Annotated in this window: 30 protein-coding genes; 13 read left to right on the top strand and 17 right to left on the bottom strand. The window is 45.7% G+C overall.

What is annotated here, in order from left to right; all coding sequences use genetic code 11:
• Window positions 1-18: 18 nt before the first annotated feature.
• Window positions 19-225, top strand: coding sequence for a FixH family protein (locus JaK3_RS10125; protein ID WP_068324439.1), 207 nt, complete (start codon window positions 19-21; stop codon window positions 223-225).
• Window positions 222-482, top strand: coding sequence for a hypothetical protein (locus tag JaK3_RS10120; protein ID WP_068324436.1), 261 nt, complete (start codon window positions 222-224; stop codon window positions 480-482). Before JaK3_RS10125 ends, JaK3_RS10120 begins: the two co-directional genes overlap by 4 nt.
• Here the strand turns inward: JaK3_RS10120 and fnr are convergent.
• Window positions 479-1249 (bottom strand): fumarate/nitrate reduction transcriptional regulator Fnr, encoded by a 771-nt coding sequence (fnr, locus tag JaK3_RS10115; protein WP_068324434.1) that lies wholly within the window; start codon window positions 1247-1249, stop codon window positions 479-481. The two genes, JaK3_RS10120 and fnr, sit on opposite strands and share 4 nt — an antisense overlap.
• A gap of 76 nt (window positions 1250-1325) precedes the next feature.
• Between fnr and JaK3_RS10110 the strand changes: the two genes are divergently transcribed.
• Complete coding sequence (locus tag JaK3_RS10110; RefSeq protein WP_068324431.1) at window positions 1326-2045, top strand: sulfite exporter TauE/SafE family protein; 720 nt, start codon at window positions 1326-1328, stop codon at window positions 2043-2045.
• Window positions 2046-2052: 7 nt separating this feature from the next.
• Here the strand turns inward: JaK3_RS10110 and JaK3_RS10105 are convergent, their stop codons facing one another.
• Both JaK3_RS10105 and JaK3_RS10100 read right to left on the bottom strand, forming a co-directional pair.
• A complete protein-coding gene (locus JaK3_RS10105) occupies window positions 2053-3678 on the bottom strand; it encodes a SulP family inorganic anion transporter (protein WP_068324428.1) in 1626 nt (541 codons plus the stop codon).
• An 18-nt stretch (window positions 3679-3696) separates the two neighbouring features.
• Window positions 3697-4098, bottom strand: a complete 402-nt coding sequence (locus JaK3_RS10100; RefSeq protein ID WP_068324425.1) for a DUF2177 family protein — start codon at window positions 4096-4098, stop codon at window positions 3697-3699.
• Between the two features lie 87 nt (window positions 4099-4185).
• Here JaK3_RS10100 and JaK3_RS10095 point away from each other — a divergent pair, with 87 nt between their 5' ends.
• Window positions 4186-4626: a universal stress protein gene (locus JaK3_RS10095; RefSeq protein ID WP_068324422.1), complete on the top strand. Its 441-nt coding sequence runs from the start codon at window positions 4186-4188 to the stop codon at window positions 4624-4626.
• 90 nt (window positions 4627-4716) lie between these two features.
• On the opposite strand, the gene JaK3_RS10090 is transcribed toward JaK3_RS10095, so the two are convergent.
• A complete protein-coding gene (locus JaK3_RS10090; protein ID WP_240480935.1) occupies window positions 4717-6171 on the bottom strand; it encodes a M23 family metallopeptidase in 1455 nt (484 codons plus the stop codon).
• Between the two features lie 65 nt (window positions 6172-6236).
• Window positions 6237-7169, bottom strand: a complete 933-nt coding sequence (locus JaK3_RS10085; protein ID WP_276203359.1) for a 3-hydroxyacyl-CoA dehydrogenase NAD-binding domain-containing protein — start codon at window positions 7167-7169, stop codon at window positions 6237-6239.
• A 99-nt stretch (window positions 7170-7268) separates the two neighbouring features.
• On the opposite strand from JaK3_RS10085, the gene JaK3_RS10080 reads away from it, so the two are divergent.
• Window positions 7269-8402 carry a mandelate racemase/muconate lactonizing enzyme family protein gene (locus JaK3_RS10080; RefSeq protein WP_068324416.1) on the top strand — a complete coding sequence of 378 codons (1134 nt, stop codon included), beginning with the start codon at window positions 7269-7271 and terminating at the stop codon, window positions 8400-8402.
• 72 nt (window positions 8403-8474) lie between these two features.
• On the opposite strand, the gene JaK3_RS10075 is transcribed toward JaK3_RS10080, so the two are convergent.
• The 4 genes from JaK3_RS10075 to JaK3_RS10060 all read right to left on the bottom strand — a co-directional run bounded on the left by JaK3_RS10075 (window position 8475) and on the right by JaK3_RS10060 (window position 13425).
• Window positions 8475-10487, bottom strand: a complete 2013-nt coding sequence (locus tag JaK3_RS10075) for a TRAP transporter permease (RefSeq protein WP_068324413.1) — start codon at window positions 10485-10487, stop codon at window positions 8475-8477.
• Window positions 10488-10571: 84 nt separating this feature from the next.
• Window positions 10572-11522 carry a TAXI family TRAP transporter solute-binding subunit gene (locus JaK3_RS10070; protein WP_068324411.1) on the bottom strand — a complete coding sequence of 317 codons (951 nt, stop codon included), beginning with the start codon at window positions 11520-11522 and terminating at the stop codon, window positions 10572-10574.
• A 31-nt stretch (window positions 11523-11553) separates the two neighbouring features.
• Entirely contained in the window at window positions 11554-12480 is a 927-nt protein-coding gene (locus tag JaK3_RS10065) for a dihydrodipicolinate synthase family protein (RefSeq protein WP_068324410.1), read from the bottom strand.
• A 15-nt stretch (window positions 12481-12495) separates the two neighbouring features.
• A complete protein-coding gene (locus JaK3_RS10060) occupies window positions 12496-13425 on the bottom strand; it encodes a 2-hydroxyacid dehydrogenase (protein ID WP_068324407.1) in 930 nt (309 codons plus the stop codon).
• 84 nt (window positions 13426-13509) lie between these two features.
• Between JaK3_RS10060 and JaK3_RS10055 the strand changes: the two genes are divergently transcribed.
• Complete coding sequence (locus JaK3_RS10055) at window positions 13510-14451, top strand: 3-hydroxyacyl-CoA dehydrogenase family protein (RefSeq protein WP_068324404.1); 942 nt, start codon at window positions 13510-13512, stop codon at window positions 14449-14451.
• 36 nt (window positions 14452-14487) lie between these two features.
• Here the strand turns inward: JaK3_RS10055 and JaK3_RS10050 are convergent, their stop codons facing one another.
• A complete protein-coding gene (locus JaK3_RS10050) occupies window positions 14488-15693 on the bottom strand; it encodes an MFS transporter (RefSeq protein WP_068324401.1) in 1206 nt (401 codons plus the stop codon).
• Between the two features lie 43 nt (window positions 15694-15736).
• On the opposite strand from JaK3_RS10050, the gene JaK3_RS10045 reads away from it, so the two are divergent.
• Window positions 15737-16417, top strand: a complete 681-nt coding sequence (locus JaK3_RS10045; RefSeq protein WP_068324664.1) for a cytochrome b/b6 domain-containing protein — start codon at window positions 15737-15739, stop codon at window positions 16415-16417.
• Between the two features lie 17 nt (window positions 16418-16434).
• On the opposite strand, the gene JaK3_RS10040 is transcribed toward JaK3_RS10045, so the two are convergent.
• Window positions 16435-16887, bottom strand: coding sequence for a c-type cytochrome (locus JaK3_RS10040; protein WP_068324398.1), 453 nt, complete (start codon window positions 16885-16887; stop codon window positions 16435-16437).
• 68 nt (window positions 16888-16955) lie between these two features.
• Window positions 16956-17618, bottom strand: a complete 663-nt coding sequence (locus tag JaK3_RS10035) for a site-2 protease family protein (RefSeq protein ID WP_068324395.1) — start codon at window positions 17616-17618, stop codon at window positions 16956-16958.
• Between the two features lie 28 nt (window positions 17619-17646).
• On the opposite strand from JaK3_RS10035, the gene JaK3_RS10700 reads away from it, so the two are divergent.
• The 4 genes from JaK3_RS10700 to crcB are packed head-to-tail and all read left to right on the top strand — an operon-like array spanning window position 17647 to window position 19173.
• Window positions 17647-17814, top strand: a complete 168-nt coding sequence (locus tag JaK3_RS10700) for a hypothetical protein (protein ID WP_161484716.1) — start codon at window positions 17647-17649, stop codon at window positions 17812-17814.
• 44 nt (window positions 17815-17858) lie between these two features.
• Window positions 17859-17996, top strand: coding sequence for a hypothetical protein (locus JaK3_RS10770; RefSeq protein ID WP_012358215.1), 138 nt, complete (start codon window positions 17859-17861; stop codon window positions 17994-17996).
• Window positions 17997-18005: 9 nt separating this feature from the next.
• Complete coding sequence (gene ygiD / locus JaK3_RS10030) at window positions 18006-18785, top strand: 4,5-DOPA-extradiol-dioxygenase (protein WP_068324392.1); 780 nt, start codon at window positions 18006-18008, stop codon at window positions 18783-18785.
• 10 nt (window positions 18786-18795) lie between these two features.
• The gene (gene crcB / locus JaK3_RS10025) at window positions 18796-19173 is read left to right on the top strand and encodes a fluoride efflux transporter CrcB (RefSeq protein WP_068324388.1); all 378 of its coding nucleotides are present in this window, start codon (window positions 18796-18798) and stop codon (window positions 19171-19173) included.
• A gap of 41 nt (window positions 19174-19214) precedes the next feature.
• Here the strand turns inward: crcB and JaK3_RS10020 are convergent, their stop codons facing one another.
• From JaK3_RS10020 to JaK3_RS10000, 5 genes are read right to left on the bottom strand one after another with little or no spacing between them, the layout of a single operon-like run.
• The gene (locus tag JaK3_RS10020) at window positions 19215-20192 is read right to left on the bottom strand and encodes a Bug family tripartite tricarboxylate transporter substrate binding protein (RefSeq protein WP_068324384.1); all 978 of its coding nucleotides are present in this window, start codon (window positions 20190-20192) and stop codon (window positions 19215-19217) included.
• 17 nt (window positions 20193-20209) lie between these two features.
• A complete protein-coding gene (locus tag JaK3_RS10015; RefSeq protein ID WP_240480934.1) occupies window positions 20210-20725 on the bottom strand; it encodes a chromate transporter in 516 nt (171 codons plus the stop codon).
• A gap of 2 nt (window positions 20726-20727) precedes the next feature.
• Complete coding sequence (locus JaK3_RS10010) at window positions 20728-21273, bottom strand: chromate transporter (RefSeq protein WP_082786435.1); 546 nt, start codon at window positions 21271-21273, stop codon at window positions 20728-20730.
• Between the two features lie 19 nt (window positions 21274-21292).
• Complete coding sequence (locus tag JaK3_RS10005) at window positions 21293-22270, bottom strand: D-2-hydroxyacid dehydrogenase family protein (protein WP_068324378.1); 978 nt, start codon at window positions 22268-22270, stop codon at window positions 21293-21295.
• Window positions 22271-22293: 23 nt separating this feature from the next.
• Window positions 22294-23076, bottom strand: coding sequence for a sulfurtransferase (locus JaK3_RS10000; RefSeq protein WP_068324375.1), 783 nt, complete (start codon window positions 23074-23076; stop codon window positions 22294-22296).
• Between the two features lie 88 nt (window positions 23077-23164).
• Between JaK3_RS10000 and JaK3_RS09995 the strand changes: the two genes are divergently transcribed.
• Window positions 23165-24178 carry a tripartite tricarboxylate transporter substrate binding protein gene (locus JaK3_RS09995; RefSeq protein WP_068324373.1) on the top strand — a complete coding sequence of 338 codons (1014 nt, stop codon included), beginning with the start codon at window positions 23165-23167 and terminating at the stop codon, window positions 24176-24178.
• A 22-nt stretch (window positions 24179-24200) separates the two neighbouring features.
• Window positions 24201-24752 (top strand): carboxymuconolactone decarboxylase family protein, encoded by a 552-nt coding sequence (locus JaK3_RS09990; RefSeq protein WP_068324369.1) that lies wholly within the window; start codon window positions 24201-24203, stop codon window positions 24750-24752.
• The last annotated feature ends 20 nt before the right edge of the window (window positions 24753-24772 follow it).

Below are 24772 nucleotides of genomic sequence, written 5' to 3'. Positions count from 1 at the left end.
GTAATGGAGAGGATGTATATGACAGAACAGCAAAATACTAAACCTTGGTTTAAACAATTGTGGCCATGGTTATTGATCAGTGGGCCGGCAGTTGCGATGATCGGTTGCATCATCACCATTTATTTGGCAATTAACTATCAAGCTGATAAACCTTTGCGCGATGGTGTAGTTAAACGCGGACTAAAGGTTGAGCAGCAGCTTAAAGATACGCAGGTTCAAAAATGAAGTACCGCTTGCTGATCTGGATTTTGTGGCCTTCCTTTTTGGTGGCTGGCATGGCAGAAGGCTTGTTGTTCACCATAGTGCATCCACAGGATTTGCTATTTTTTGGTCATCACCCAGATATCTCGGATGAGGGTATCTATACCATTGGATTTTTTGCTATTTGGATCTTTTGCGCTGCATCTAGTGCGCTGACAGCTTATATCCTGCCTGGTATTGAGTCACCAGATAGCAAAGATGTAGATCGTGGCTTAATTTAAGCCTGTTTGATCGGGATTTCTGGGGTAGAGCAGCCCTGGCGGTCAGGGTTTGGAATGCCTGCCAATTCATATAGACCGTTCATATCGATCAGTTTGATATGACGTTGCTTAATTTGAATCAGACCTGATTCAGCAAAGCGCGATAGCATGCGGCTAACAGTTTCAATTTGAATGCCAAGATAACTGCCGATGTCATTACGACTCATGCGTAAATCAAATTCATTATTCAGATATCCGCGCGCTGCTAAGCGTTGAGAGAGACTTAATAAAAATGCAGCCAATCTTTCCTCCGCACGCATTGTGCCCAGAGAAAGTAGGTGTCGTTGGTCTTGAGTCAGTTCGCGACTCATGATCTTGTGAAACTGATTTTGCAATACTGGAATTTGACGCGCTAAATCTTCAAAGGCTTCGTAGCGAATAATACAAACTTCACTCTCTTCCAATGCAATTGCATCGGATTGATAATAGCCTTCACCAATCCCATCTAAACCTAAGATTTCACCGGGAAGATGAAAGCCAATGACTTGTTGTCGACCATCTTGGAGGCAAAATTCGGTTTTGAGGGTACCAAAGCGGACGCTGTATACAGAGCTGAGTGGATCGCCATGGCGATATAAGCTTTCTCCTTTTTGTAGGTGGACTCGCTCTTTAACCAGGCTGTCAATTTTTGAGACTTCACTACTGTTTAGACCAACCGGTAGGCAAAACTGACCCAGTACACATACTGAGCATTTGCTGGTTGGGGTGTCGGTAGGTTTGTAATTCATATTGGAACTAATTATGCAGTCAGTTTATTCTATATGGGTAATGAATCCCGTTTTTTAACCTTTATTTCGATAGCGGATGCTAACTTCTAGCCTACTGATTGCCATATTTTTAGGCGCTCTTGTGAGCGGCTGGCACTGCGCCCTGATGTGCGGGGGTATAGCTGCAGCCATCGAGAGACCCATTGCTTTGGAGACCCCATTAAGGCCCAAATCCGAGCTTTTTTACCTGCAGTTAATCATGCATTTGGGACGCGTAACTACTTATGTTCTCTTGGGTGCTCTTGCCGCTGCCTTGGGGGTTGTGGTTTGGCAGCAAAATCTGATTCCCATTCAGCGACCCTTGTTTGCTCTAACCTCTCTTATTTTGATACTGATGGGCATTCGTCTTTTAAAAGCGGGCTCATCAGAAGGTTTGCTGGGAGGTAAGTGGATCAGCTCCAAAATTGCCGCTTACTGGGCTAAATACTTGGGGCGTATGGCAAGCGGTCCGTCGCGTTGGTTTAGCGGCATGCTTTGGGGTTTAGTGCCGTGTGGATTGGTCTACAGCGTTTTGCCTCTGGCGTTTTTATCAGGCGATGTGCTCACTGGTGCTGGGCTGATGTTGGCCTTTGGATTGGGGACCTTACCTAACCTATTATTGATCTCTAAATTTTCTGCAGCACTCACCCAGTTTGGACAATATCGTTGGGTGCGTTATTTAGCTGCCTCGCTTTTGCTCATTGCGGGAGGCTTTGGTTTATACCGCGCTTGGGTTTTGCCAGAAGCTTTATTAAAAGGTGGCTTCTGTATTTCTTAAGCCGCCTTTAAGTTGTCGCCGCTTCAATTCCAGAAATTAGGTCAGGGTAGAAAGAGTCAGGCGGAAGCGTAGCAATGAAGTTGCTGCGTTCAGCCATCTCAAGCGGTTGATGTGCCAAGCCACAAATGAGCAAGCGGATATCGCGAATCTTGCATAGATGCGCAAGCTCCATGATCGTATCCATGCCTGAAGTGTCGATATAGATTACATTTTTCAAATCAAGTAAGAGGGTGTCAGACGGTAAGTTTGTCTCAATCTTTTCTAGCAGTTTGACTGCGCCAAAAAAGATTGCCCCATGAATGCGGTAAGCATCAATGCGGCCTTGCTGGTTACCTAGTCCAGGGAAATCGCTCGCTAAAGCAATCTCACAGCGCGATAGGCTAGAGATCCGGTAAATAAAAGTGATAAAAGCCAAAAGCAGACCAACCTGAACGGCGATGGTGAGATCCAGTACAACTGTAAGAATAAAGACGCTGAGAATGGTGATTCGGTATGGTAGTCGGAACTGCTTGAGATCAATAAACTTTCTCCATTCACCCATATTCCAGGCGACATACATCAAGATGGCGGCAAGACTAGCTAGTGGAATATTTTTAGCGAGCGGTGCAGCAAACAAGACGATGATCAGCAAGGTTGCGGCGTGAACAAGACCGGCAATCGGAGTAGTGGCACCGCTTTCAACATTGGTAACGGTGCGCGCAATCGTGCCAGTTGCTGGCATGCCACCAAAGAAGGGGATGGTGAAATTGGCAATACCTTGCGCAACTAATTCTTGATTTGATTCATGGCGATCATGAATGAGACCATCAGCAATACGGGCACAAAGCAAAGATTCAATTGCGCCCAGTAACGCTAGTGTTAAGGCTGGTGCAACCATGTATTGCGCGTTATCCCAGCTGACCGGTAGCCATTCAAAAGAAGGAAGTCCAGAAGGGATGCCGCCAAAGCGACTGCCAATAGTATCGACCGGCAAGTTAAAAGTGCTGGTAACAATAGTCGCCACAACCATGGCTACTACTGTGCCGGGAAGATGCGATAGCCATCCCAGGCGATTCTGAAACAACTTCCAAAAGATTAATAAAGCAAGGCTGCCACTGGCCAAGCCAAGAGCTACAGGATTAAAAGTATCGGCAGCTAAATAGAGTGTATGAATAGATTGGAAAAATTGGGCAGGCATTTTTTCAATCTGGAGTCCGAAGAAATCTTTGATTTGAGATAAGCCAATCAAGAAAGCAATGCCATTCGTAAAGCCAATAATGACTGCTATAGGAATAAAGCGCACTAGCGTTCCAAGTCGAAACACACCCATCAGAAATAAAAATACTCCCGACATAGCAGTTGCTAGTAATAGATTCGGCACACCGTAGCGTTCGACGATGCCATAAACAATCACAATGAAGGCACCTGCTGGACCGCCAATTTGAACGCGGCTGCCGCCCAACAGTGAGATGAGGCCGCCAGCAATAATGGCGGTAAAAATACCGGCCTCTGGTTTGAGTCCGCTGGCAATTGCAAAGGCCATGGCTAATGGCAGCGCAACAATACCAACCGTCAGACCGGCCAGTACATCCTTGGTGAAAAGGGTGCGGTTATATCCGTTAAATGCGTCTAATAGTCGAGGGCGAAAAAACATAAGCTCAATATAAATGCACTATGAGAGACGGCTACCAACCCAGTAGGCAATACCTGAACATACAGCTGTTACAAAACTGCCCCATGCAATATCAATCAAAGCTAATTGTGTTGGAAAGTTTCTAATGACTGCAAGATTGGTAAGGTCGTACGTCATGTAGCAGAACAACCCAAAAAGGGCGCCATATTGCAGTGCATATATCAAAGATTGTTTTGAGAGCGCTGGAACTATGACAAAAATGCAGACCCCAATGGCATACAGTAGGTAGAAAGCAAGTCCAGCTATAAGCTTGGGTTCGTTAGCCATTAAGTCACCCATTTGATCTCGATAGAGATTCTTTGCAATACCTAAAAGCCATATCAAATCAATTGCGATTAGGGTGACTAAAAATGAGGCGTAGATAGCAAAATTCTTGAGCAATTAAGTTACCTTTTTTCTTTTATAGGCTAATAATAAGCATTATGATGGAAAGAATAGGTTAGTAGTCCAATTTAGGGGGAGGTAAACATGTTTAAGCATTTATTAGTACCTGTAGATGGTTCGGATGTCAGCAAAAAATCCTTGAAGAAGGTTGCTGCACTTGCTAAGGCAGATGGCGCCGCAGTAACTCTTGTTTATGTTTCTGATCCCCTGCCTCCAATGGTCTACTCAGACAGCACCATGGGCTATGGAATTTCACAAAAAGAGCATGCTAAGGTTTGCGAGGCTTATGCAAAAGATGTATTTAAGAAGGCAACGACGGCACTTGGTGCTGGTATCAAGGTAAAGAGTCTTCATATTGCAAATAGCAACCTATCCGAAGGTATTTTGGATGGGGCAAAAAAGGCGAAGGCAGATGTGATTGTGATGGCTTCCCATAAGCGTACAGGTATCAAGAGTGTCTTGTTGGGCAGCGAGACTCACGAAGTCATTGTTCACTCAAAATTACCAGTATTAGTTTTGGGTTAATCCACCCAACACTCAGTAAAAAGGGTCCGTAAGGACCCTTTTTGTTTGGCTGAAGTAAATTAAATTTAAACCACTAGCCAGCAATCTTACTTAGTTATTTTTAATGGGGCTGCCAAGTAATAATATTTCTCTGGTGAGTTGTCCACTTTCGTTATCACGCATAGACCATAAATCAAGTTGAGTCTTCGGCGCATAAGGATCAACGTATATACCATTTTTTCTCAGTTCGAAATGCAGATGCGGTCCAGTTGATCTGCCGGTAGATCCAACATAACCAATCTCTAATCCGCGACGCACTTCATTGCCTAATTCGAGCTCGACGTTGTAGTTACTTAAGTGAGCATAGTAGGTATGGTAATTGCCTGGATGCTCCAAAATAATCAAGTTACCAAATGCGCCGCTGTAGCCAATGTGAGCAACTCTGCCATTGGCGACACTAAAGACAGGCGTGCCAGTTGGCGCAGAGTAATCAATGCCCATATGGGCGCGATAACGTTGCTTAGGAGCGGGTGCGGGGGTTGCAGGCGCAGATTTGGTTGCTGCTGCAGGTGCTTTGCTACGCTTGCCTGAAGATGCTCTTACCATGCCAACGCCCCGAGAGATGCGGCGATAGCTTAAGGGGTTAGTCCAGAAAGAGCGCTCAAGAGATTCCCCTGAGCCAGTAAAAAATCCACCCGGGATGTCATTACGCTCTACCCAAAAAGCGTTTGCATAAACTTCTTTAGTGGCAGGATCAATGATTTCTGCAGCCCAAATCTGAGCCCATTTTTCACGATCACCAAAATCTACAATTAAGCGCACAACGCTATTGGTATTTTCGAGAGAATTATTTTCTTCTGGATAAATTTGTTTAATTAGAGAATTCAATTCCCAAACCAGTTCAACTGGTAGTTGGTCGCTTACTTTGCGGGGATCGTATAGAACGTCTCTTAAGGGAATGCGAATCTCCGTTAAACGCTTAGATTCATCTTTAAGTAAGTCTTGTTGAATTAAAAATCCACCAACTGCTGAGGGTGTAAATGTCCATACTTCAGTCTTACTGTCTTGAATTGGGCCATTCATGATGCTGAGCGAGTCAAAGCGATTGCGACTACCGAAAGCAACCGCATAAGGGATGCAGTCCCCACGCATGTGATCAAAAAATGTTTTGGTCTGATTCTTAAAGAATTCAGCAAATTGGTTGTTATTGATGCCAATACTTGCGGGAAGACTATCTTCGGTAAAGCTTCTTCGTAAACAACCTTGCGCTACGCGATAGTCAAGATTGGCATCGCTATCGAGCATGAGCTCATCTGGCGCTTTGCGTTGAAAGAGGGCTGGATTAAGACTCATGCTACTAGTTTTAGAGTTCGAGCCCGCAGATTTATCCTTCAATCCAACTTGCTTGGAGGTTTGAACTGTGATCTTGTTGCGGGTCTGGCCAGTACTTTGAGTTTGCTTGCTCTGTGCATAAGCTAAGCCCGGTGTTGAGCTTAGAAAGGCGCAGCCAGACAAAATAATGACAGCCCTGCTGAACAGGGAGCTAAAAGATGCTTTTGTATTCACCCCTCAATTATCTAATAATGTGAAAGCGTGGGCGAATAAATATGCTGTGCTGCAACAAATTAGATTTAATCTTGGTCTGGCGCGATCTTCAGAACTTCAAAGGCGGCTTTTAGCCTTTTTTCGTACTTCTGCTTCATTAGGTTTGCCTCATGAGTCGGCCAGTCTTTAAAGCCAGCGCCCTTAGCGATGCCAGTTTTGCCACTTTTAACTAAATTGGTCACACAGTTTGGTGGTTGAGTAATATTAGACAGGGAGGGGTATATCAATTCTGCGGCTAAGGTCATGCCTTCCCAGCCGGAGATTTCTTTTTGAGTCATGGGCCCAACTGCAGCGTAGCGAAATCCAAAGCTATAGCGAACCGCGGTATCGATATCATCAGGAGTGGCGACACCTTCTTCTACAAGCGAGAGTGCTTCACGCATTAATGCATGCTGAATGCGATTTGCCAAAAACCCCGGGATATCTTTTTTAACTAGCACCGGCTTCTTGCTGTGGGTGCGATAAAACTGACAGAGCTTTTCTGCCAAGGCTAAATCAGAACGTTTCCCTGTAACAATTTCTACCAGTGGCACGATATGTGCAGGCATAAAGTAGTGGGCATTAAACATGCGATGTGCTGTTGCTAGATCATTTGCAATATCGCTGATAGGAAAGCCAGAACTATTGCTACCAATGGGAATGTGAGGCGGAACACGTTGGTCTAGCAGGGCAAAGATGTCCTGCTTTAATTGCAGTTGCTCGGATACTGTTTCAATCACAAAATCCACATCATCCCAGTCTTGCCAGATTTCAATGTCACCGCTTTGTAATGAGAGATTTGTCTTGGACCAGTCGGTGTTAATTGAATCTGCACATGACCTAATGGAGTCGAGGCAGGACAAAGCCTTCTCTGGGGTGCGACCCAGCATGACAATGTTGGCGCCACTGGCTAAAAATCCAGCAGCAATGCCAACACCCATAGTTCCCGTTCCGATGACAACCACTTTGCTCATTTTCAACCTGCGTATGCTATTAGGAATGAGTCGATTATTCCTTATTTAGACCCCTGCCGGCAATTTAAATTCTGGATACAATCATTTTTTGATTAAGGAGTTTAGATGCCGATTATTGAATCCATCCAAGTTGCTTCTGTAGCGGTACCTTTAGACAAGGTCACCTCATTTTCTACTCGCACCGTTTCTGAGCGTCATTATTGTCTAGTGAAAGTTCGCGGCAAGGATGGAAATGAAGGGATTGGCTTTTGTTATGTTGGTAGCGCTGGCGGAGATATCGCCAAGGTTGCCGTAGAGCAATTATTGGCTCCAAAACTGATTGGTCAAAATAGTCACCGCAGTGAAGGTCTCTGGATGGAGATGTACAACGAATCCATCTTGCAGGGACGCACAGGGGCAGTAATGCGTGGAATCTCTATTTTGGATACAGCTCTGTGGGATTTAAATGCACGATCAGTGGGCTTGCCCTTGCATCAATACCTCGGTTCAGTGGTGGATGATCGCGTGCCGGCCTATGCTAGTGGCGGCTACTACCTTGAAGGAAAGACTCCGGCTAAGCTTGGCAAAGAGATGGAGTCTTACGTCAAACAGGGCTTTAAGGCAGTGAAGATGAAGGTAGGTCGCCTATCTCCATCCGAAGAGGAGGCTCGAGTTAAAGCGGCTCGTAAAGCGGTGGGTGATGATGTTTTGCTTACTTTGGACGCTAACAATGCTTGGCGTGATCTACCAACCGCTCTTGAGTACGTGCGTCGTTTTGAAGCTTATAACCCTTACTGGATCGAAGAACCTTTTTCACCAGATGCGATCGATCTGCATGCTGCATTAGCTCGTCAAACGAAGATTAACGTTGCTACTGGTGAAATGGAAGCGGGACGTTGGCGTTTTAGAGAGCTTATTGATGCAGGTGGCGCTGCTATTTTGCAATCTGATGCTGCAGTGTGTGGCGGTATTACCGAGTGGAGAAGAATCTCCGCATATGCAGATTTAAAAGGCGTCATAGTCTGCCCGCACTGGATGCATGATTTACATGCGCCCTTGGTAGCCGCTACCCCAAATGCTCGTTTTGTTGAGTTCTTTTTGGATGACCAGGTTCTCAACTTCCGTAGATTAATTAACAAGCAGCTCACCTTTAAAAATGGGGATCTGATATTGCATAAAACCCCGGGCCTAGGATTTGAGTTTGATGAAGCGGCTGTAAAGAAGTACGCAGGCAAAGCTGCTTGGACCAAGATCTCGTAAGTAGAGTTGTACCTTCTTGCTTAAAAATAAAGCCCGCTAGTGCGGGCTTTATTGTTTTCAAGAGAGAGCTTCTTAAGATGATCGCGGATTGAGTTTGAAATGCGTAATGGTTTGAGTAACCAGAACCAAACCAAATCCGATGAAGCCAATCAAGTCTGCCTCAGTAGAGGGGTAGGCAAGAGCAACTCCAGAGATCACCATAATCACGCGTTCAAAGATTTTGGTTTTCTCGATGAACCAGCCCTGTAGTCCTCCAGCCAAGCAGATGATTCCGACTACAGCTGTAAATGAGACCCAGGCGATTTGCATCCAGTCTGCTTGCTCAAGTGCAGTAGTAGATCCCATCAACAATAAGCTGACACCAGACTTGTCTAATACAAACATGAATGGCACTAGGATGGCTGGAGCAACATACTTCCAAGTTTGCAAAGTGGTCTTATAGGGATTGCCTTTGCATATCGCCGCTGCTGCAAATGGAGAGAGTGCAGTCGGTGGCGATACTTCAGAAAGTACGGCGTAATAGAAGATAAACATATGAGCAGCAAATGCAGGTACGCCCAAATTAATGAGAGCAGGCGCTGCAATCACGGCGCAAATAATGTAAGAAGCTGTCACTGGAACAGCCAGACCAACCACCCAAACCACTAAAGCGGTAAAGATCGTTGTTAGCAGAAGAGATCCGCCAGCGTACTGAATCACAATCGAGCTAAATTTCAGACCAAGACCTGTCAGAGTGACGGTACCGACGATCAAGCCAGCCCCAGCACAGGTAGCAGCAATCGCTAATACACCGGTTGATCCAGAGGCAAGCGCCTTCGTGAGGTTCGAGTTGTAGAGTCCTTTAAGAATGGGTTCTTTCCCCTTAAACCATGCCCAAGGAATGATTGCGGTATCTTCGCGCAACATGCTGGATAGTGCAGAAACTACGGTTGCCCAAAATACCGACATGACTGGAGAGAAGCCCATCAACATAAAAACGACGATGGAGATGAGTGAGAAAAAGTGGAACCAATATTTTTTAGTAAGTTGCCACGCAGTTTCGGCTGAAGAAAACTGAATGCTCTTCATGCCATATTTACGAACATCAATCTCTACCATGACAAACAAGCCAAGATAAAAGAGAATCGTTGGGATGGTTGCCATCAACAACACATCTAAATAGGAAATCTTCAAAAAGTCAGCAATCAAGAAGGCTGCTGCACCGAGTACTGGTGGTGAAATGATTGCACCTAGACCGCCAGCCGCCAAAAGTCCACCAGCTGCATTCTTTTCGTAACCCACCTTATCTAACATTGGAGCTGCAACTGAGCCAACGGTAACCGTTGTAGCAACGCCTGAGCCTGATGGGCCACCCAATAAGAATGAGGACATCACGATGGTTCTGCCTACGCCAGAAGATTTGCCGCCCATTGCTGCAAATGAGAAATCAATAAAGAATTTACCTGCGCCTGTGAATTGCAGGAAGGCGCCAAAAATGGTGAACAGAATAATGAGGGTTGCAGAGACATCTACAGCAGTGCCATAAATACCTTCTAGGGTCATATACATGTAACCCACCAAACGATCGAGGCCATAGCCTTTGTGTGTCCAGGGTGCTGGTAAGTAGTTGCCGAATAAGGCATAGAGCAAGAACAGAACAGTAACGGTCACCAACACCATGCCATTGGTTCGGCGCACGCTTTCTAGGATCAGCAAAATCAAACCGATACCAATAATCACATCAGTAGAGTTAGGAGCAGTATTTCTGTCCATGAAATCATCGCCACCGCCTAGGATGTAATAGGCGATTGCTACAGATCCAAGGGCGAATAGCACGTCCCAGATCATGAGGCGATTTTTAAAACGAGCTGCTATCGGAAAACTTAAGAAAACTAAAAATAGTACGAGGGCAACGTGAATCACACGAAGCTGCTGGGTCGGAACAATCGAGTAGGCCGCATAAAGATGAAATAAAGACATACCTACTGCAACTAGGGTGATGAACTTGGCCAGTAGACCCTTGTAGTCGTTAGAGTCGCCTTCCTCTTGCTTGATGAAGGCATCTAATTTTTCCTGGGTTTCGTTATCGATAACGTTTTGATTCATGTCTCAACCTATATATTTATATTTATGCGCTACTTTAAAACAAAAAAGGGTGAGTTTGACTCACCCCTGACTACAAATGCTGGCTTAGTTTACTTTGACACCCTTTTCCTTAAAGTACTTTAAGGCACCTGGATGGTATGGAACTGGCGTTGCATTTGCTTTTTGAGCATCCAGTTTGACGTTGCGGTATTCAGCATGTGAACGAACTAACTCGAGTTGGTTGTCAAAGACAGCTTTTACAATTTTGTAAGCCTCGTCATCTGACATAGAGGCATTTACAACCAATAGGTTTGCAACTGCAGCAACATTATTGTCTTTGGCCATGCCGCTATAAGTCTGCTTAGTAATGAGGGATGGGAAATACAAGTTGCCATATTTCTTATTCATTGCTGGAACTTCAGCTGATGTGTCGACCATGACAATTTTCATGCCAGGGCTATTGGCTAAATCAGTTACCGCTGCAGTAGGTAGGCCGCCAACCCAGAAGAATGCATCAATCTTGCGGTCCTTTACTGCGTTCACAGATTCAGCAACGCTTAAGCGCTCGCGCTTGATGTCTTTAGTTGGGTCGATGCCTGCTGCTTCAAGAAGACGGAATGCCATGACTTCTGTAGCGCTGCCAGGAGATCCAGTGCTTACGCGTTTGCCTTTGAGATCAGCCATAGTTTTGATGCCAGTCGATTCAACTGTTGCAACATGCATCAAGTTTGGATAAAGAATTAGCAAAGTACGTACTTCAATTGGCTTATCTTTGAACTTATCAACACCGCTAGTGGCATCTTTAGCAGCATCAGCCATTGAGAAACCAACATAAGGCTTGCCCGTGCCAATCAGTTTCAGGTTGTCAACAGAACCACCAGTGACTTCTGCTGTGGCAGACATGCCAGGAACTTTGCTGGAGAGTACTGAGGCAAGTCCGCCACCCATAGGGTAGTAAACACCGCCTGTACCGCCTGTTGCAATAGAAATGTTTTGAGCATTCACGCTTGCGCATAAAAAGCTCAGTGATAAAGCAATGACTTTCAGTAGTTTCATTGTTGTCTCCTAGTTAATTATATTATTTGTATTACAGGCCCGGCATGCTGAATTTGATTTGTTGCAACTCGCTGAGCAATTGAGCTTGTTGCTCGGGGGTTAGCTGCATGAGTGGTGGACGAACTCTGAGCCACTCAGGATCTTTACTGTAATGAGCGACAGCAGTCTTCATGCCAGCAATCATTTGGTATTTAGCAAAAATTCCACGTACTTGATCTAGACTGGCTTGACGCTCATCAGCATTAGACTCTCTCCAGTGCGCAGCTAAATCGGCAATTGCTTTCGGGTTCACGTTGGCAGTAGCAGAGATGCAGCCCACACCACCAGCACGCAAGGCGCGCATTAAGAATACTTCGCTACCTGCATATACGCGGAAGCCATGCGGCGCCAATAATTTAATAACAGACTCTGTATAAGACCAATCGCCAGAGCTATCTTTCATGCCAACAATGGTCTTTGGATACTCTTTTGTTAAGCGCTCTAACAAAGAGAGGCTTAAATTAATTTTGGTGACAGGTGGAATGTTGTAGATATAGATCTGTAGTGCAGCACTGCCAACTTTTTGAATCACTTCAGAGAAGTAAGCAAATAGGCCATCATCAGAAACGTCTTTGTAATAGAAGGGAGGCAACATTAATACGCCTGCACATTTATGATTTACAGCATGGCGTGTCATGTTGACTGTGGCATCGATCGATGTGGCGCCAGTTCCAGGCATCAAATGCTCAGGACTTAATCCACCCTCAATAAGTGTTGTCAGAGTGCTCATCTTCTGAGGGGCGGACATCGAGTTGGCTTCTGAATTTGTGCCAAAGATGGCCTGACCAACACCATTGGCTTCTAACCATTTACATTGCTTCAATAACTTTGGAGCATCGGGGCTGCCATCTGCCTTAAATGGTGTAAGTACAGGGGAAAGCACCGCAGGTAAGGTTGATGGGTGCAGAGAGATCGTCATGCTGGCTCCGTTTTTCTAGTTATTAACTTCCGATGGAAGAGGTTGTTGTTTAAAGAAGGCTTCTAAATTATCTACAGCTAATTGGGTCATTGCTATCCGTGTTTCCGAGGTGGCGCTACCAATATGTGGTGTCAACAATACATTATCAAGATTTAAAAAGTCTTTGTTTGGATTGGGCTCATTTTCAAAAACATCTAAAGCAGCGCCAGCAATCTTTTTATGTTGCAGTGCATATAAAAGAGCATCCTCATCCACCACGCTGCCACGAGCGATGTTAATTAAATAACCGGTAGTACCTAGAGCCTCAAGTACCGCAGCGTTCACCATCTTGTTCGTTTCAGGAGTAGCAGGACAAGCTAAAAATAGGATGTCACAGTCTTTCGCTAAATCCTTGATTTCTCGATAGTAAGTGTAAGGAAGTGATTTTTTGTTCGGCCCTGAATAGGCGATTTCTACCTTAAAAGGCTTTAAGCGTTCGGCCAAATCTTGACCAATTCGACCCATGCCTGCTATCCCCACACGCTTGCCAGCCAGGGTGGTGGTGATTCTGAAGGGCGCCTTCGACCAAGCAGCGCTCTTGACGTATTCCTGAGCCTCTGGAAGTTGGCGCAAAAGTGCAAGCATCATGCCGACTGCTAGTTCGCAAACTGCGTCGTTTAAGACGCCTGGCGTATTGCTTGCCTTAATGCCGTTTGCTTTTAAATAGTCTAGAGGAAGGTTGTCGTAACCAACACCACAGGTTGCAACCATGCGGATACTAGGGATTTGTTTAACCAGCGCTTCCGGAAGCTTCGTATTGGAGCGAATCAAAATCGCTTGAAAGTTTCCAGCAGGAGCGGGAGCTTGCGGATCGGGATGATGAATAGGGGTAAAGCGCCGATCTATCTCAGCCTGCATAATTTCAGGGAAATGGCCGACCTGCAGCACCGAATTGACGGGGATCATGTCTCACTAGCTTTTTTATTGAAATAATGACCCCATTGTAAGAGTAATTTTCAGAAAAAGTCGGCACCCTTTAGGAGAGCATTCATGTTATTTACACCAGCCGAAACCAAAGTGGTGATAGTCGGTGGCGGCACTATGGGTGCAGACGTTGCAGCAGTATGTGCGCGTGGTGGTTGTGCTGTGCAGGTAGTCGAGCCAACAACCGAAAGACGCGCGCTGTTGCCCGACTACTTCGCCAACACGATGGCTGATTTGGGATACGAGCATCGTACCCATTTACTCACTGTTGCCGGAACTCTAGAAGAGGTTGATTGGACGGACATCGATCTGGTGATTGAATGTGTGCCAGAGCGCTTAGATATTAAGCGCGAGCTATTTGCCAAGTTAGAAAAATATGCAAAGCCAGAGGCAGTATTGGCTAGCAATAGTACAAGTTTCCCTATTAGCGAAATCGCGAGCGGCTTGAGAACCTCTGCCAGAATGATCGGCCTACATTTTTTTATGCCCGCACATTTAGTGCCCTGTGTGGAAGTAGTTTATGGTCAAAAGACTTCCCCGATGGTTGGTGAGAGTCTTTCGCGATTAATGACTGCTTGCGGCATGGTGCCGGTGACTGTGAAAAAAGATCTCCCTGGATTTTTAGCAAATCGCTTGCAACACGCTTTATCGCGTGAGGCTTTTGCTATGGTTGATGAGGGAATATGTACGCCTGAAGATATTGATAAAGCTGTGCGCTTTGGCTTTGGCTTTCGTTATATTGCAGCAGGACCGGCTATGCAAAGAGATCACGCTGGTCTTGAGGTGCATGGCGCTGGCGGAGCAACAATTTACCCCACTCTAAATAATTCACCTACCATTGCGAAGTGTTTGAGCGACCGTATTGAAAGCGGAAAGTTTGGAATGAAAACTGGTGAAGGCTTTTTCACATGGACTGCTGAAACGATTAAAGCAGAGCGTGAGCGCTATCAAGATGCCCTGCGTGCTGGCCTGAAGATTATTCAGAAAGATTTGCCTGAGATTAAATAGTGGCAAGTTAGCAATTCAGTAATGCATCAAATTACTTTAAGCGATATCTTTTAAATGTAATCTACTCAGGTGTGGCGCAAGGCGATGTGTAATCAATACGATTGCAATCGTGGCCACCCCACCAAATACGATAGATGGTACTAGGCCCATCATGCTGGCGGCAATGCCAGATTCAAGTGCGCCTAATTCATTAGATGAACCAATAAAGATTCCGTTGATGGCACTAATTCTGCCGCGCATATGATCCGGTGTTGTCAGTTGCATGATGCTTCCTCGGATCACGACTGACACAGAATCAAAGCATCCAGAAATAAATAAGAAGAGGGCACATAGCCATAAATTGCTAGAGATACCAAAGGCAATGATGGCCGCTCCAAATCCAGCAACTGAGATAAGAAGATATTTGCCAGAATCCGTCAGAATCGGGCGTCGAGCTAAGTAGATTCCGGTAATCACAGCGCCTGCTGCGGGTGCGGCACGCAAAATCCCCAAGGTCTCTGGCCCCGCGTTCAAAACTTCTTTAACAAATGCGGGCAGGATAGAAACGGCGCCACCAAAGAGAACGGCAAACATGTCGAGCGCCATGATGCCCAAAATGAGCTCATGTTTTCTGACGTAATGAAAGCCCTCCAAAAAACTCTTCAAGAAGTGACCAGATAGGTTGCTGGACTTTTCTTGTAAGGCGTTAATTAAGGTGATTCCGTATAAACCGACTGCTCCACAAAATGCAGCAAGTAAGTAAGTCCATTCGAGACCCGCAAAGCCAATCATGAGTCCACCCAGTCCTGGGCCGGCCACTACACAAATCTGAAAAGCAGAGGATGCATAGGCTGTGTATCTGGGTAGTTGATCTCTTGGAATGATCTGGCCAAACAGCGCTTGATAGGATGGCCTTAAGAGGGCTCGCCCAACACCAATAAATGCAACGGCGGTGTAAATCAATGGGACTGGTGGAGAAAGCCAACCTAGCGCAATGCAGGTTAAAAATAAACCTACTGCAATATGAATCAGGCAGGCAATGGCCGCAATCCATTTGCGCGAATAGTGATCAACTGCATGTCCTGAATAAAGGGCAAGTGCAAAGTAGGGTACAAGCTCTGCAAGACCAATGAGTCCAAGTGACACCACGCTATTGGTGATTTCATAAAGATGCCAACCTACCGCTACCATCGTAATTTGGTAGCTGAGTGTTGCACCGATGCGGTACAGCAGTAAGGTTCTAAAGGCTTTGCCGGGATTCATGAATTCTCAGCATTTTAAGGGAGAAGCGAGTTATCCTTTAAACATGAAGAAAATCATTCGCGTCTGGGATTTGCCAATTCGTTTATTTCACTGGTTGTTAGTGCTCTGCATTATTGGCAGTTTTATTAGCGTCAATATAGGTGGCAATGCCATTCAATGGCACGCCTATTTTGGCTACAGCATTTTATGCTTATTGATCTTCAGAATAATCTGGGGTTTCATTGGCTCTACTCACGCGCGTTTTGTCTCCTTCTTTCCGAGTAAAAAGGCGATTCTTGCTTATTTGCAAGGGAGTTCACCTCGCGTGCTTGGTCATAATCCAGTTGGTGCATTGTCTGTGTTCGCATTGCTTTTTGTATTGTGCGTGCAAGTTACAACGGGTTTGTTTGTGGATGATGAGATTGCCTTTCAGGGTCCGCTAGCAAAATATGTATCGAGCTCGGTAAGCTCATTTCTGTCCCAGATTCATGAGGGCAATCAGGTGGTGATCTATACATTGATTGCCATTCATGTTGCGGCAATCTGGTTCTACAAAAAATTTAAAGGTGAAAATCTTATTAAACCAATGATCAGCGGCGACAAAGAAATTGACCCAAGCGAAGAGGCTAAATACTTGCCTGCTGACTTGGGTCGAGCCTCCAATGACGGAGGGCTACAGCGCGGTTTTGCTTTACTGCTCTTTAGCTTAATCGCGGTAGTAGTGGGTTACTTTATTACGAAGTAAATACCAATAAAGTTAGGTTATTTCTTTTTGAAGTCGTCATGACAACCTTTGCAAGTTGCGCCAGCTGCGCCGAAGGCTTTCTTGATACTTTCGAGATCGCCAGACTGAGCAGCTTTATTAAGATCTACTACTGCTAACTGCATCTTGTCACCTGCAGCCTTGAATTTGGCGTTATCAGACCAGACAGCTGGTTGTGCTTTGCCGCCTTCGGTGCCAGGACCAAAGGCTTGCCATGGCAAAGTAGACATCATCGCAACAATGGCAGCATTCTTAGCAACTTCATCTTTGTTGTAAGGCGCTTCGCCCTTAACAACTGCGCCAATTTTTCCAAAAGAGTTTGCCATGACCGTAAATGCGCTCTGACGATATTTAATGGCATCTTCTGGTTTTTGGAATTGCGCATAAGCTACGCCTGCGCCAATCGCCAAAACAGTTGCGGTGCCTGCTAAAACCAATTTTTGTAGTTTCATGATTGTTCTCCTAATATGAGGTGCGCTACGTGGATTCAGAATATCCCAGAAAATGCTTTTCCGCTTGCTTAAAAGATCATTCTGAGAGGGCTGGTGAGCAAAAGGATGAGCCATTCAAAAAAGCTCATCAATGGAGTCATCCATAAGGCGCTAATGACCCCAGTAAATACGAGTCCCAGCACAATAAAAAAGCCCCAAGGCTCTAACTTGCCAAGGGCAATCGACTGACGGGCAGGAAGTAGGCTTGCTAGAACGCGGCCCCCATCCAGAGGGGGTAGGGGAAACAGGTTGAATACCAATAAGCCCAAATTCCAGGTGACGCCCGCTTGAGACATGGAGATTAGAAATTTTTCAGTGACTCCAAAACCTACTAAGCAAATCAAGAGGATGAGCCAAATCAGTGCTTGAATGAAATTCGAGCCTGGACCTGCCAAGGCAACCCATATCGAGTCAATTCTGGGGTTTCTGAGGCGTCCAAAATTTACCGGAACAGGCTTGGCGTAGCCCACTAAAAATGGCGACCCAGTTAGAAGCAAGACCAGCGGGATCAAAATAGTACCAACGGGGTCTATATGTTTAGCGGGGTTAAGGCTGACTCTTCCCAGCATGTAGGCCGTGTTATCCCCAAATCGACGGGCGGCATAACCATGGGCTGCTTCGTGAATGGTGATGGCAAAAATCAGGGGAATCGCATTAATTGCGATAGCTTGGATAGAATAGTCGGTAATCATGGCAATATGATATCCATAGGAGCTCAAAGTGACTGACGAAAAGAAACCCGATTCAAAGACCCCGGCTAAGGCAGTAGTTGCCAAGCCACCAGCACGCCCACCCGTCCCAAAAGGCCCATCTGGACCTGCTGGAAGGCCTCAGGCAGGCTTTGGCGGGGGAAAAGGCATGATGCGCAAGGCTGGTCGCGGTCGATAGTGGATAATTACCCCACTCATTAATGTGTTTACAGAGGATTTAGCATGAACGAATGGCATAACGAATCAAAAGAAGAAATCAACAAAAAGATCATTACATTGATCGTGATGTTGGGCGCCGCTACTAGCTTGGCTATTTTGTTTGCTTTGGTTGCAGCACATACAGGTTACGTATTCGGTTAATCTGCATTAATGACTAGCCATCGCCAACCTGCAGTATTTGCTGGCCATGGCAGTCCGATGTATGCCATAGAGCCCAACCGCTTTACAGCGGCCTGGTCTGCTCTAGGAAAAACATTCAAACGCCCAGATGCCATATTGGTAATCTCGGCTCATTGGGTAACTCGCGGGGTATGGGTTACCGCAATGTCCAAACCTAAAACAATTCACGACTTCGGTGGATTTCCGCAAGCCCTTTTTGATATTCAATATCCTGCGCCAGGCAGTCCTGCATTAGCAGACCGCGTGCAAGAGTTATTGAATGTTCCGGTAGTGCTTGAAGAAAACGAATGGGGTATTGACCATGGTGCATGGTCAGTCCTGAAGTATCTGTACCCTGAGGCTGATGTACCGGTGGTGCAGTTGAGTCTAGACGGATCAAAGTCAGCGCGGGAGCATTACGAGTTGGCTAAGCAGTTGCGCCCATTACGTGATGAAAATATTCTCATTTTGTCGAGCGGCAATGTGGTGCATAACTTGCGCACAATTCATTGGCAAGAGGATGCTCAGCCATATCCTTGGGCAAAAGACTTCAATGATTTTTTCGTCTCGGAGATACGCGCTAATCACCATGAGTCTTTGATCGATTGGGAGCGCTATGGTGATGCTGCTCATATGTCGATACCGACCCCTGAACATTATTGGCCTGCCCTCTATACCTTAGCTTTACAAGAAGAGGGTGAGCAAGTAAAAATCTATACTGATGGCATCGAGATGAGTTCAATTAGCATGTTGGGTTTCTCTATTCAATAAAGAACAGACTATGTGGCTATCAATCTTTGCAATTTTCGTTGGCGCCGGTTTAGGGGCTTTATTGAGAGCGTCTTTTAATTTTCTAACTGTTGGTGCTGGAGCTGCTCTGCCTTTAGGGACTTTTATCTCTAATATGGTTGGTGGTTATTTGATAGGGGTTGCAGTAGCTTTTTTTGGCAATAACCCACACCTATCTCCTGAGTGGAAGCTTTTAGTTGTAACGGGTTTCTTAGGGGGTCTGACTACTTTCTCTAGTTTTTCTGCTGAAGTAGTTGGCTTTATGCAGCGCGGTGAATTTACATGGGCCTTAGGTACCGCTCTTCTGAATTTGGTTGGTTCACTCGTCCTTACCTTCTTAGGTATCCTGACTTACCAAGCGCTTAAATAAATAAAGGGGCTTCAAGCCCCTTTAATGTTTATCAATGTTCTTTACTCTGGCTTGATGTTCGCGCTTTTCACTACTGCGCTCCATTTGCTTGCTTCAGATTTAACGAGAGCAGCAAATTCTGCGGGGCTTCCCCCGCCAATCTCATTACCTTGTGCGAGCATCAGTTCACGTAGCTGAGGATCTTTGAGTGCTTCATTTGCGGCAGCATTGAGCTTGTCAATAATGGCTTTGGGTGTTCCTTTGGGCGCGATGAGACCTTGCCAGTTTAGAACCTCTACTTTTGGGTAGCCCAACTCAACAAAGCTAGGAACATTCGGAAGTAAGGGTGAGCGCTTTTTGCTAGTAATGGCGAGTGGCCGAATCTTGTCCGCCTTAATACTTGGAACCGCTGAATACATTTGATCAAACATCAGATCAACGTTGCCGGCCATTAGATCAGTCAATGCGGCAGATCCACTCTTGTAAGGTACGTGAATCATCTGAATGCCTGCGTTCAGCTCAAACAGCTCTGCAGAAAGTTGATGACTTCCGCCAATGCCGCCCGAGGAAAATGTGAGAACACCCGGCTTTGCTTTTGCTGCAACAACAATATCTTGGACTGTTTTAAAGGGGGAGTTGGGATTAACCACCAAAACCAAGGGACCTTTTTCCACTAGGATGATGGGAGTTAAATCGATCTCGGGGTCATAGCGCAAATTGCCGAAGAGGGTTTTGTTCACAGCCATTGGCGCAAAGTTACCCATGCCGATGGTGTATCCGTCAGGAGCTGCACGCACGATAGCCTCAGTGCCAATATTCCCACCGGCACCTGGTTTGTTATCAATCACAATAGGTTGCTTGAGGATCAGACTCATCTTTTGACCAAGCTGACGACTTCTCGAATCTGCACTTCCGCCTGCGCCGTAGGGAACAATAAGGTTGATCGGCTTGTTGGGGTAATTGCTTTGAGCAAATATAGGGCTTGAGAAAACAGTAAATAAACACAGCAGGAAAGCAGAAATATTTGAAATGATTCTCATATTTTTCCTTGGGGTAATTAAATAAATCCCAGCACACCCAATACTCCACCCATAGCAATTAAGTAGAGGGGATGCCAGCGAGTAAATAAAGTCAGTCCGATAGTGGTAATGGTCAAGAGATATGCAGCAACCCCGTGGTTAATTTGCAAGGCGATCTCCCATGCGGAAGATAGAACTAGCCCAATTGCCAATGCTGCTGCTGCATATTGAATCGATTTCTTTTTAACGGGATCTTTGATGCCCAAGATGAAGCGCTGTAAGAAAAAGATCAAGACAGAAGAGGGCCATACTATGGCAAAGGTGGCTACCAGTGCGCCAATGATGCCGTAGATGTGCCAACCCAACAAGGTCACTGTCATAAAGTTGGGTCCTGGCGCAGCCTGGGCTATAGCAAAATAATCGGAAAATGTTTGCAGGTCTATCCACTGCTCTTGATTGACTGCCAAATTTAATAGTTCTGGTAAAAGTGCATTGACTCCACCAAATGCAATCATGGAAAACACAGATAGCTTCAGAAATAAACTTAAGAGCATGCTCATATTCTGAGAGCCTTTTTGCGCGCCAAGAAAATAGCCAATGGCGATGCTGTTAAAACTACCCAGCCCAAGCCTAAATGAAAATAGGTAGCCGCCAGGATGGTGATCAAAACAACTAATAACATCGCCGGATACTGAAACTCATCGCGTAGCATCTTAAAACCAGTAGAGGCAATCAGCCCAACACCTACCGCAGATATGCCCCGCAAAATTCCTTGGACAGTATCAAGGTGGCTATAGTGCTCATACAGAGTTGCTAAGAGCATCACAATCGCTATCGGCCCAAGTGTGAGTCCAAGAACGGCTGCGACAGCTCCTCTAGCACCACCAAAGCGAGATCCAACACAGACAGCTAGATTCACAACGTTTGGACCTGGAACGATTTGGCATATTCCTAGGATGGCGCTAAATTCTTCTGAGGTCAGAATTTTTTCACGCTCAACCAGAGTCCGCCTTGCCCAAGGAAGTACACCGCCAAACCCAGACATGCCAATCTTGCTAAAGCCAATAAATAGCTGTTTTGGAGTCAGTGTTTTTTGCTGCATGATTGTTAACTAGTAAAGCCTACTGTGGCTTAAATGGATGCGGCACAGGCTTATTTTCTAGCCACGCTTCCAGAGTCTCAGTGATTCCTTTTGAGAAGGTGGCAAAAATAGGTTCAGCAATAAATCCAAGATGAGGTGTGACTAGTAAATTTGGAGTGTTACGTAACACATCTTTTTCTGGGAGGGGTTCAATATCAAAAACATCTACTGCAGCTTGACCTGGTCTGCCCGCTGCTAACGCTGTTTGTAAATCCGACATGTTGATCAGCGCTGAGCGTGAGGTATTTATCAAAATGGAATCTGGACGCATGAGTGCTAATTGATCTGCGCTAATGAGACCCTTGGTTCCTGGACCCGCAACTAAATGCATGGATACCACTTTGGATGTTTTCAAAAGCTCATCAAGACTCACTGCTTTTGCATTTTCAGCCGCCGCACGTTCTGGAGTCATGCGCGGACTCCAAGCTACCACTTCCATGCCAAATGCGGCGCCAACACGAGCCACTCGGCTGCCGATGGCTCCCAAACCCATGATGCCTAAACGTTCACCTGAGAGCATGGGTAAAACGGACATGGCATCACGCCAGCCGCCAGACGCAATCAATTTATTTTCTTCAATCAAACGCTTAGATGCGCCCAAAATTAATGCCCAAGTCAGTTCAGCTGTAGTTTCTTTAGAAGGGCCGCCAGGAGTGCATGCCATGGGGATATTTCTGGAAACTAAAGCGGATGCTTCCAGAGTGCCATTGCGTTCACCAGTGAACATTAAAAACTTAAGCTTTGGCAGGCGCGCAATCATGGCTTCATTAAAAGGCGATCGATCCCTGACGATAGCAATCGCATCGGCATCTTTAACAGCTTCATAGAGTGCTTCATCTCGTAAGGGCTCGTGATGAATAGTCAGCTTGGCTTGTTGATCTAACTTGTCCCAATTAGAAAAGCGGCGTAGTGCGCGCTCATAGTCTCCGAGAACAACGATATTAGGTAATGAGGTCATGAATGAATAATGCTTTCAGTGGGTTAATCTGTGGAAGAGTTCATCCGCAGTTTTTTACGAATGGAATTCTCTATAGGAATGGAGTCTAAATTAGGTTCAAGTGCTTCGCGCTCATCAAAAACAAAGCAGCTGCCTTGATAGTGGGCGGATCCCACTTCTTCAAAGTACTTGAGTATTCCGCCCTCTAATTGGTAGCTATGTTGCATACCAATCTCTCGCATATAGAGACCAGATTTTTCACAGCGAATTCCGCCAGTGCAAAAGCTAACTAAGGTCTTATCAGCAAGCTCATCTTTATGAGCGGAAATAGCCGCAGGAAATTCTGTAAATTTTTCGATATTGAAATGCAGGGCATTCTCAAAAGTGCCGTAGTCAACTTCAAAGGCATTACGTGTATCTACCATGACGACTGGGCGACCCAGATCATCGGTGCCGCGATCTAACCACTCTTGTAATTTTTTAGGGCTAATGAAGTTGGCACGACCTTCTTCTGGCCGAATGGCTGGATGGTTCATGCGAATAATTTCATTTTTCAGCTTGATCAACATCTTTTTAAAAGGTTGTTCTTCAGACCAGCTCTCTTTTGCTTGTAGAGGTGTAAAGCGAGGATCAAGACGCAACCAGTCTAAAAACCCACGAAGTGCGTCAGCTTTACCAGCAAGGAACATATTGATCCCCTCGCCAGTTAATAAGATGGTGCCTTTCAGTTGGTGTGCATTGCATTCATCGAGCATCTTGGCGCGAAGCTCTGGTAAGCCATCTAGGCTGACAAATAAATAGGCTGCAATATTTAGAATCGACTTCATTTTTCTCTCACTTAGCTACCCCACCATTATCGAGCAAATAGGCTGCAGGGGTGTTAACCTTGAGGTCTTATTTAGAGGAGAGAAATCCATGCTGGATTTAGCAAAAATGGCCAAAAGAGCCTTTAAAAACATCTTATTAAGCACATTAATGACTTTAGGCTTTAGTGGCTTTGTATGCGCCCAAACCTCGGGAGTGGGCGCTTGGCCCACCCAAAAGCCAATTCGTTTGATTGCCGTATTCCCTCCAGGCGGCTCAGTCGATCAGGTTGCCCGGGTACTGGCACCCGCTTTGCAGGCAGAGCTCAAGCAAAACGTCATTGTTGAGAATATTGGTGGTGCCTCTGGAGTAATTGGCACGTCCGCAATGACTCGTTCTGATGCAGATGGCTATACCTTTGCAGTGGTCTTCGATACGCACGGTGTGAACCCTAGCCTCAAAGACAAACTTCCCTACGACACGATTAAAGATATTGCACCTGTAGTGTTGATTGGTACCTCACCAATGGTGTTGGTAGCCAGTAAAAAATCAGGCATCACTAGCTTCAAGCAGTTGGTGGATCTTTCTAAATCAGGTAAGCAATTTAGCTATGGCTCCATCGGCATTGGTAGCTTGGGGCATTTGGCAATGGCGCGTCTAGCAAAACAGGCAGGCTTTGATTGGAATCACATTCCGTATCGTGGTGGCGGCCCGTTGATGCAAGATGCTTTAGGTGGTCAGGTGGAGTTGGCGGTAGGCTCAGAATTTTTAGTGAAGCCACACGTCGATAGTGGCGGGGTTATTCCTTTGGTGATTACTACTGCCAAGAGATCACCCTCCTTGCCTAATGTGCCAACGATTTCTGAGAGTGGCTTCCCTGGATTTAGTGCGCCTGCATGGTGGGCTGTATTAGCTCCTGGTAAAACTCCGCCAGCAGTAGTGGATGCGATGAATAAGGCTTTAAACAAGGCGCTAAAAACTCCAGCTGTTGCTGAGAAATTCAAGGCTCAAGGTATTCAAATTGTTGGTGGCACACCTGAAGCTGCGCAAGAGTTTATTGGCAAGCAAATTGGTATTTGGGGTAAGTTTGTCATTGAAAATAACATTAAAGAAACTGCTCAGTAAGCAGTATTCATAAGAGAGATTTATGTCAGAACGTTTAATTCCGTATCAGCCAATGGATTTGGCTGAACCAGCTGAGTTGGTAGATGCTATACGCAAAAGACGTGGTGGTCAGTTTATTAATTTAGACCGCATGCTCTTGCATAGCATTCCGATTGCAGAAGGCTGGAATCATTTTATTGGCGAGATTCGGAATAATTTATCTTTAGATCCCAAGTTGCGTGAATTGGCCATGTGTGGCGTGGCGGTGCTCAATGGTGCCGAGTATGAATTCTTTCACCATGCACCCCCTTTCAAGAAGGCGGGTGGCACAGAGGAACAGGTGCAAGGCTTGCGCCTCATTGGGCAACCGAATTTCCCAAAAGAGTTGTATTCACCAGTAGAAAACGATGCTGCTGAACTCACTTTTCAGATGACGCGCAATATCAAGGTAGATCCTGAGTTGATGAAACGTATACAAAAGGCGTTAGGAAGTACTGATACGGTAGAGTTGGTAACGGTCATTGCCGCTTACAACATGGTGTCCCGCTTCTTAATCGCGCTAGACGTCAATCCTGAAGATCATCCACCCGCTTAAAAGAAATATAAGACTTCGAA

Source organism: Polynucleobacter yangtzensis (genome assembly GCF_001595965.1).
GTDB classification, from domain to species: domain Bacteria; phylum Pseudomonadota; class Gammaproteobacteria; order Burkholderiales; family Burkholderiaceae; genus Polynucleobacter; species Polynucleobacter yangtzensis.
This window is presented reverse-complemented; position numbering and strand designations above follow the sequence as displayed.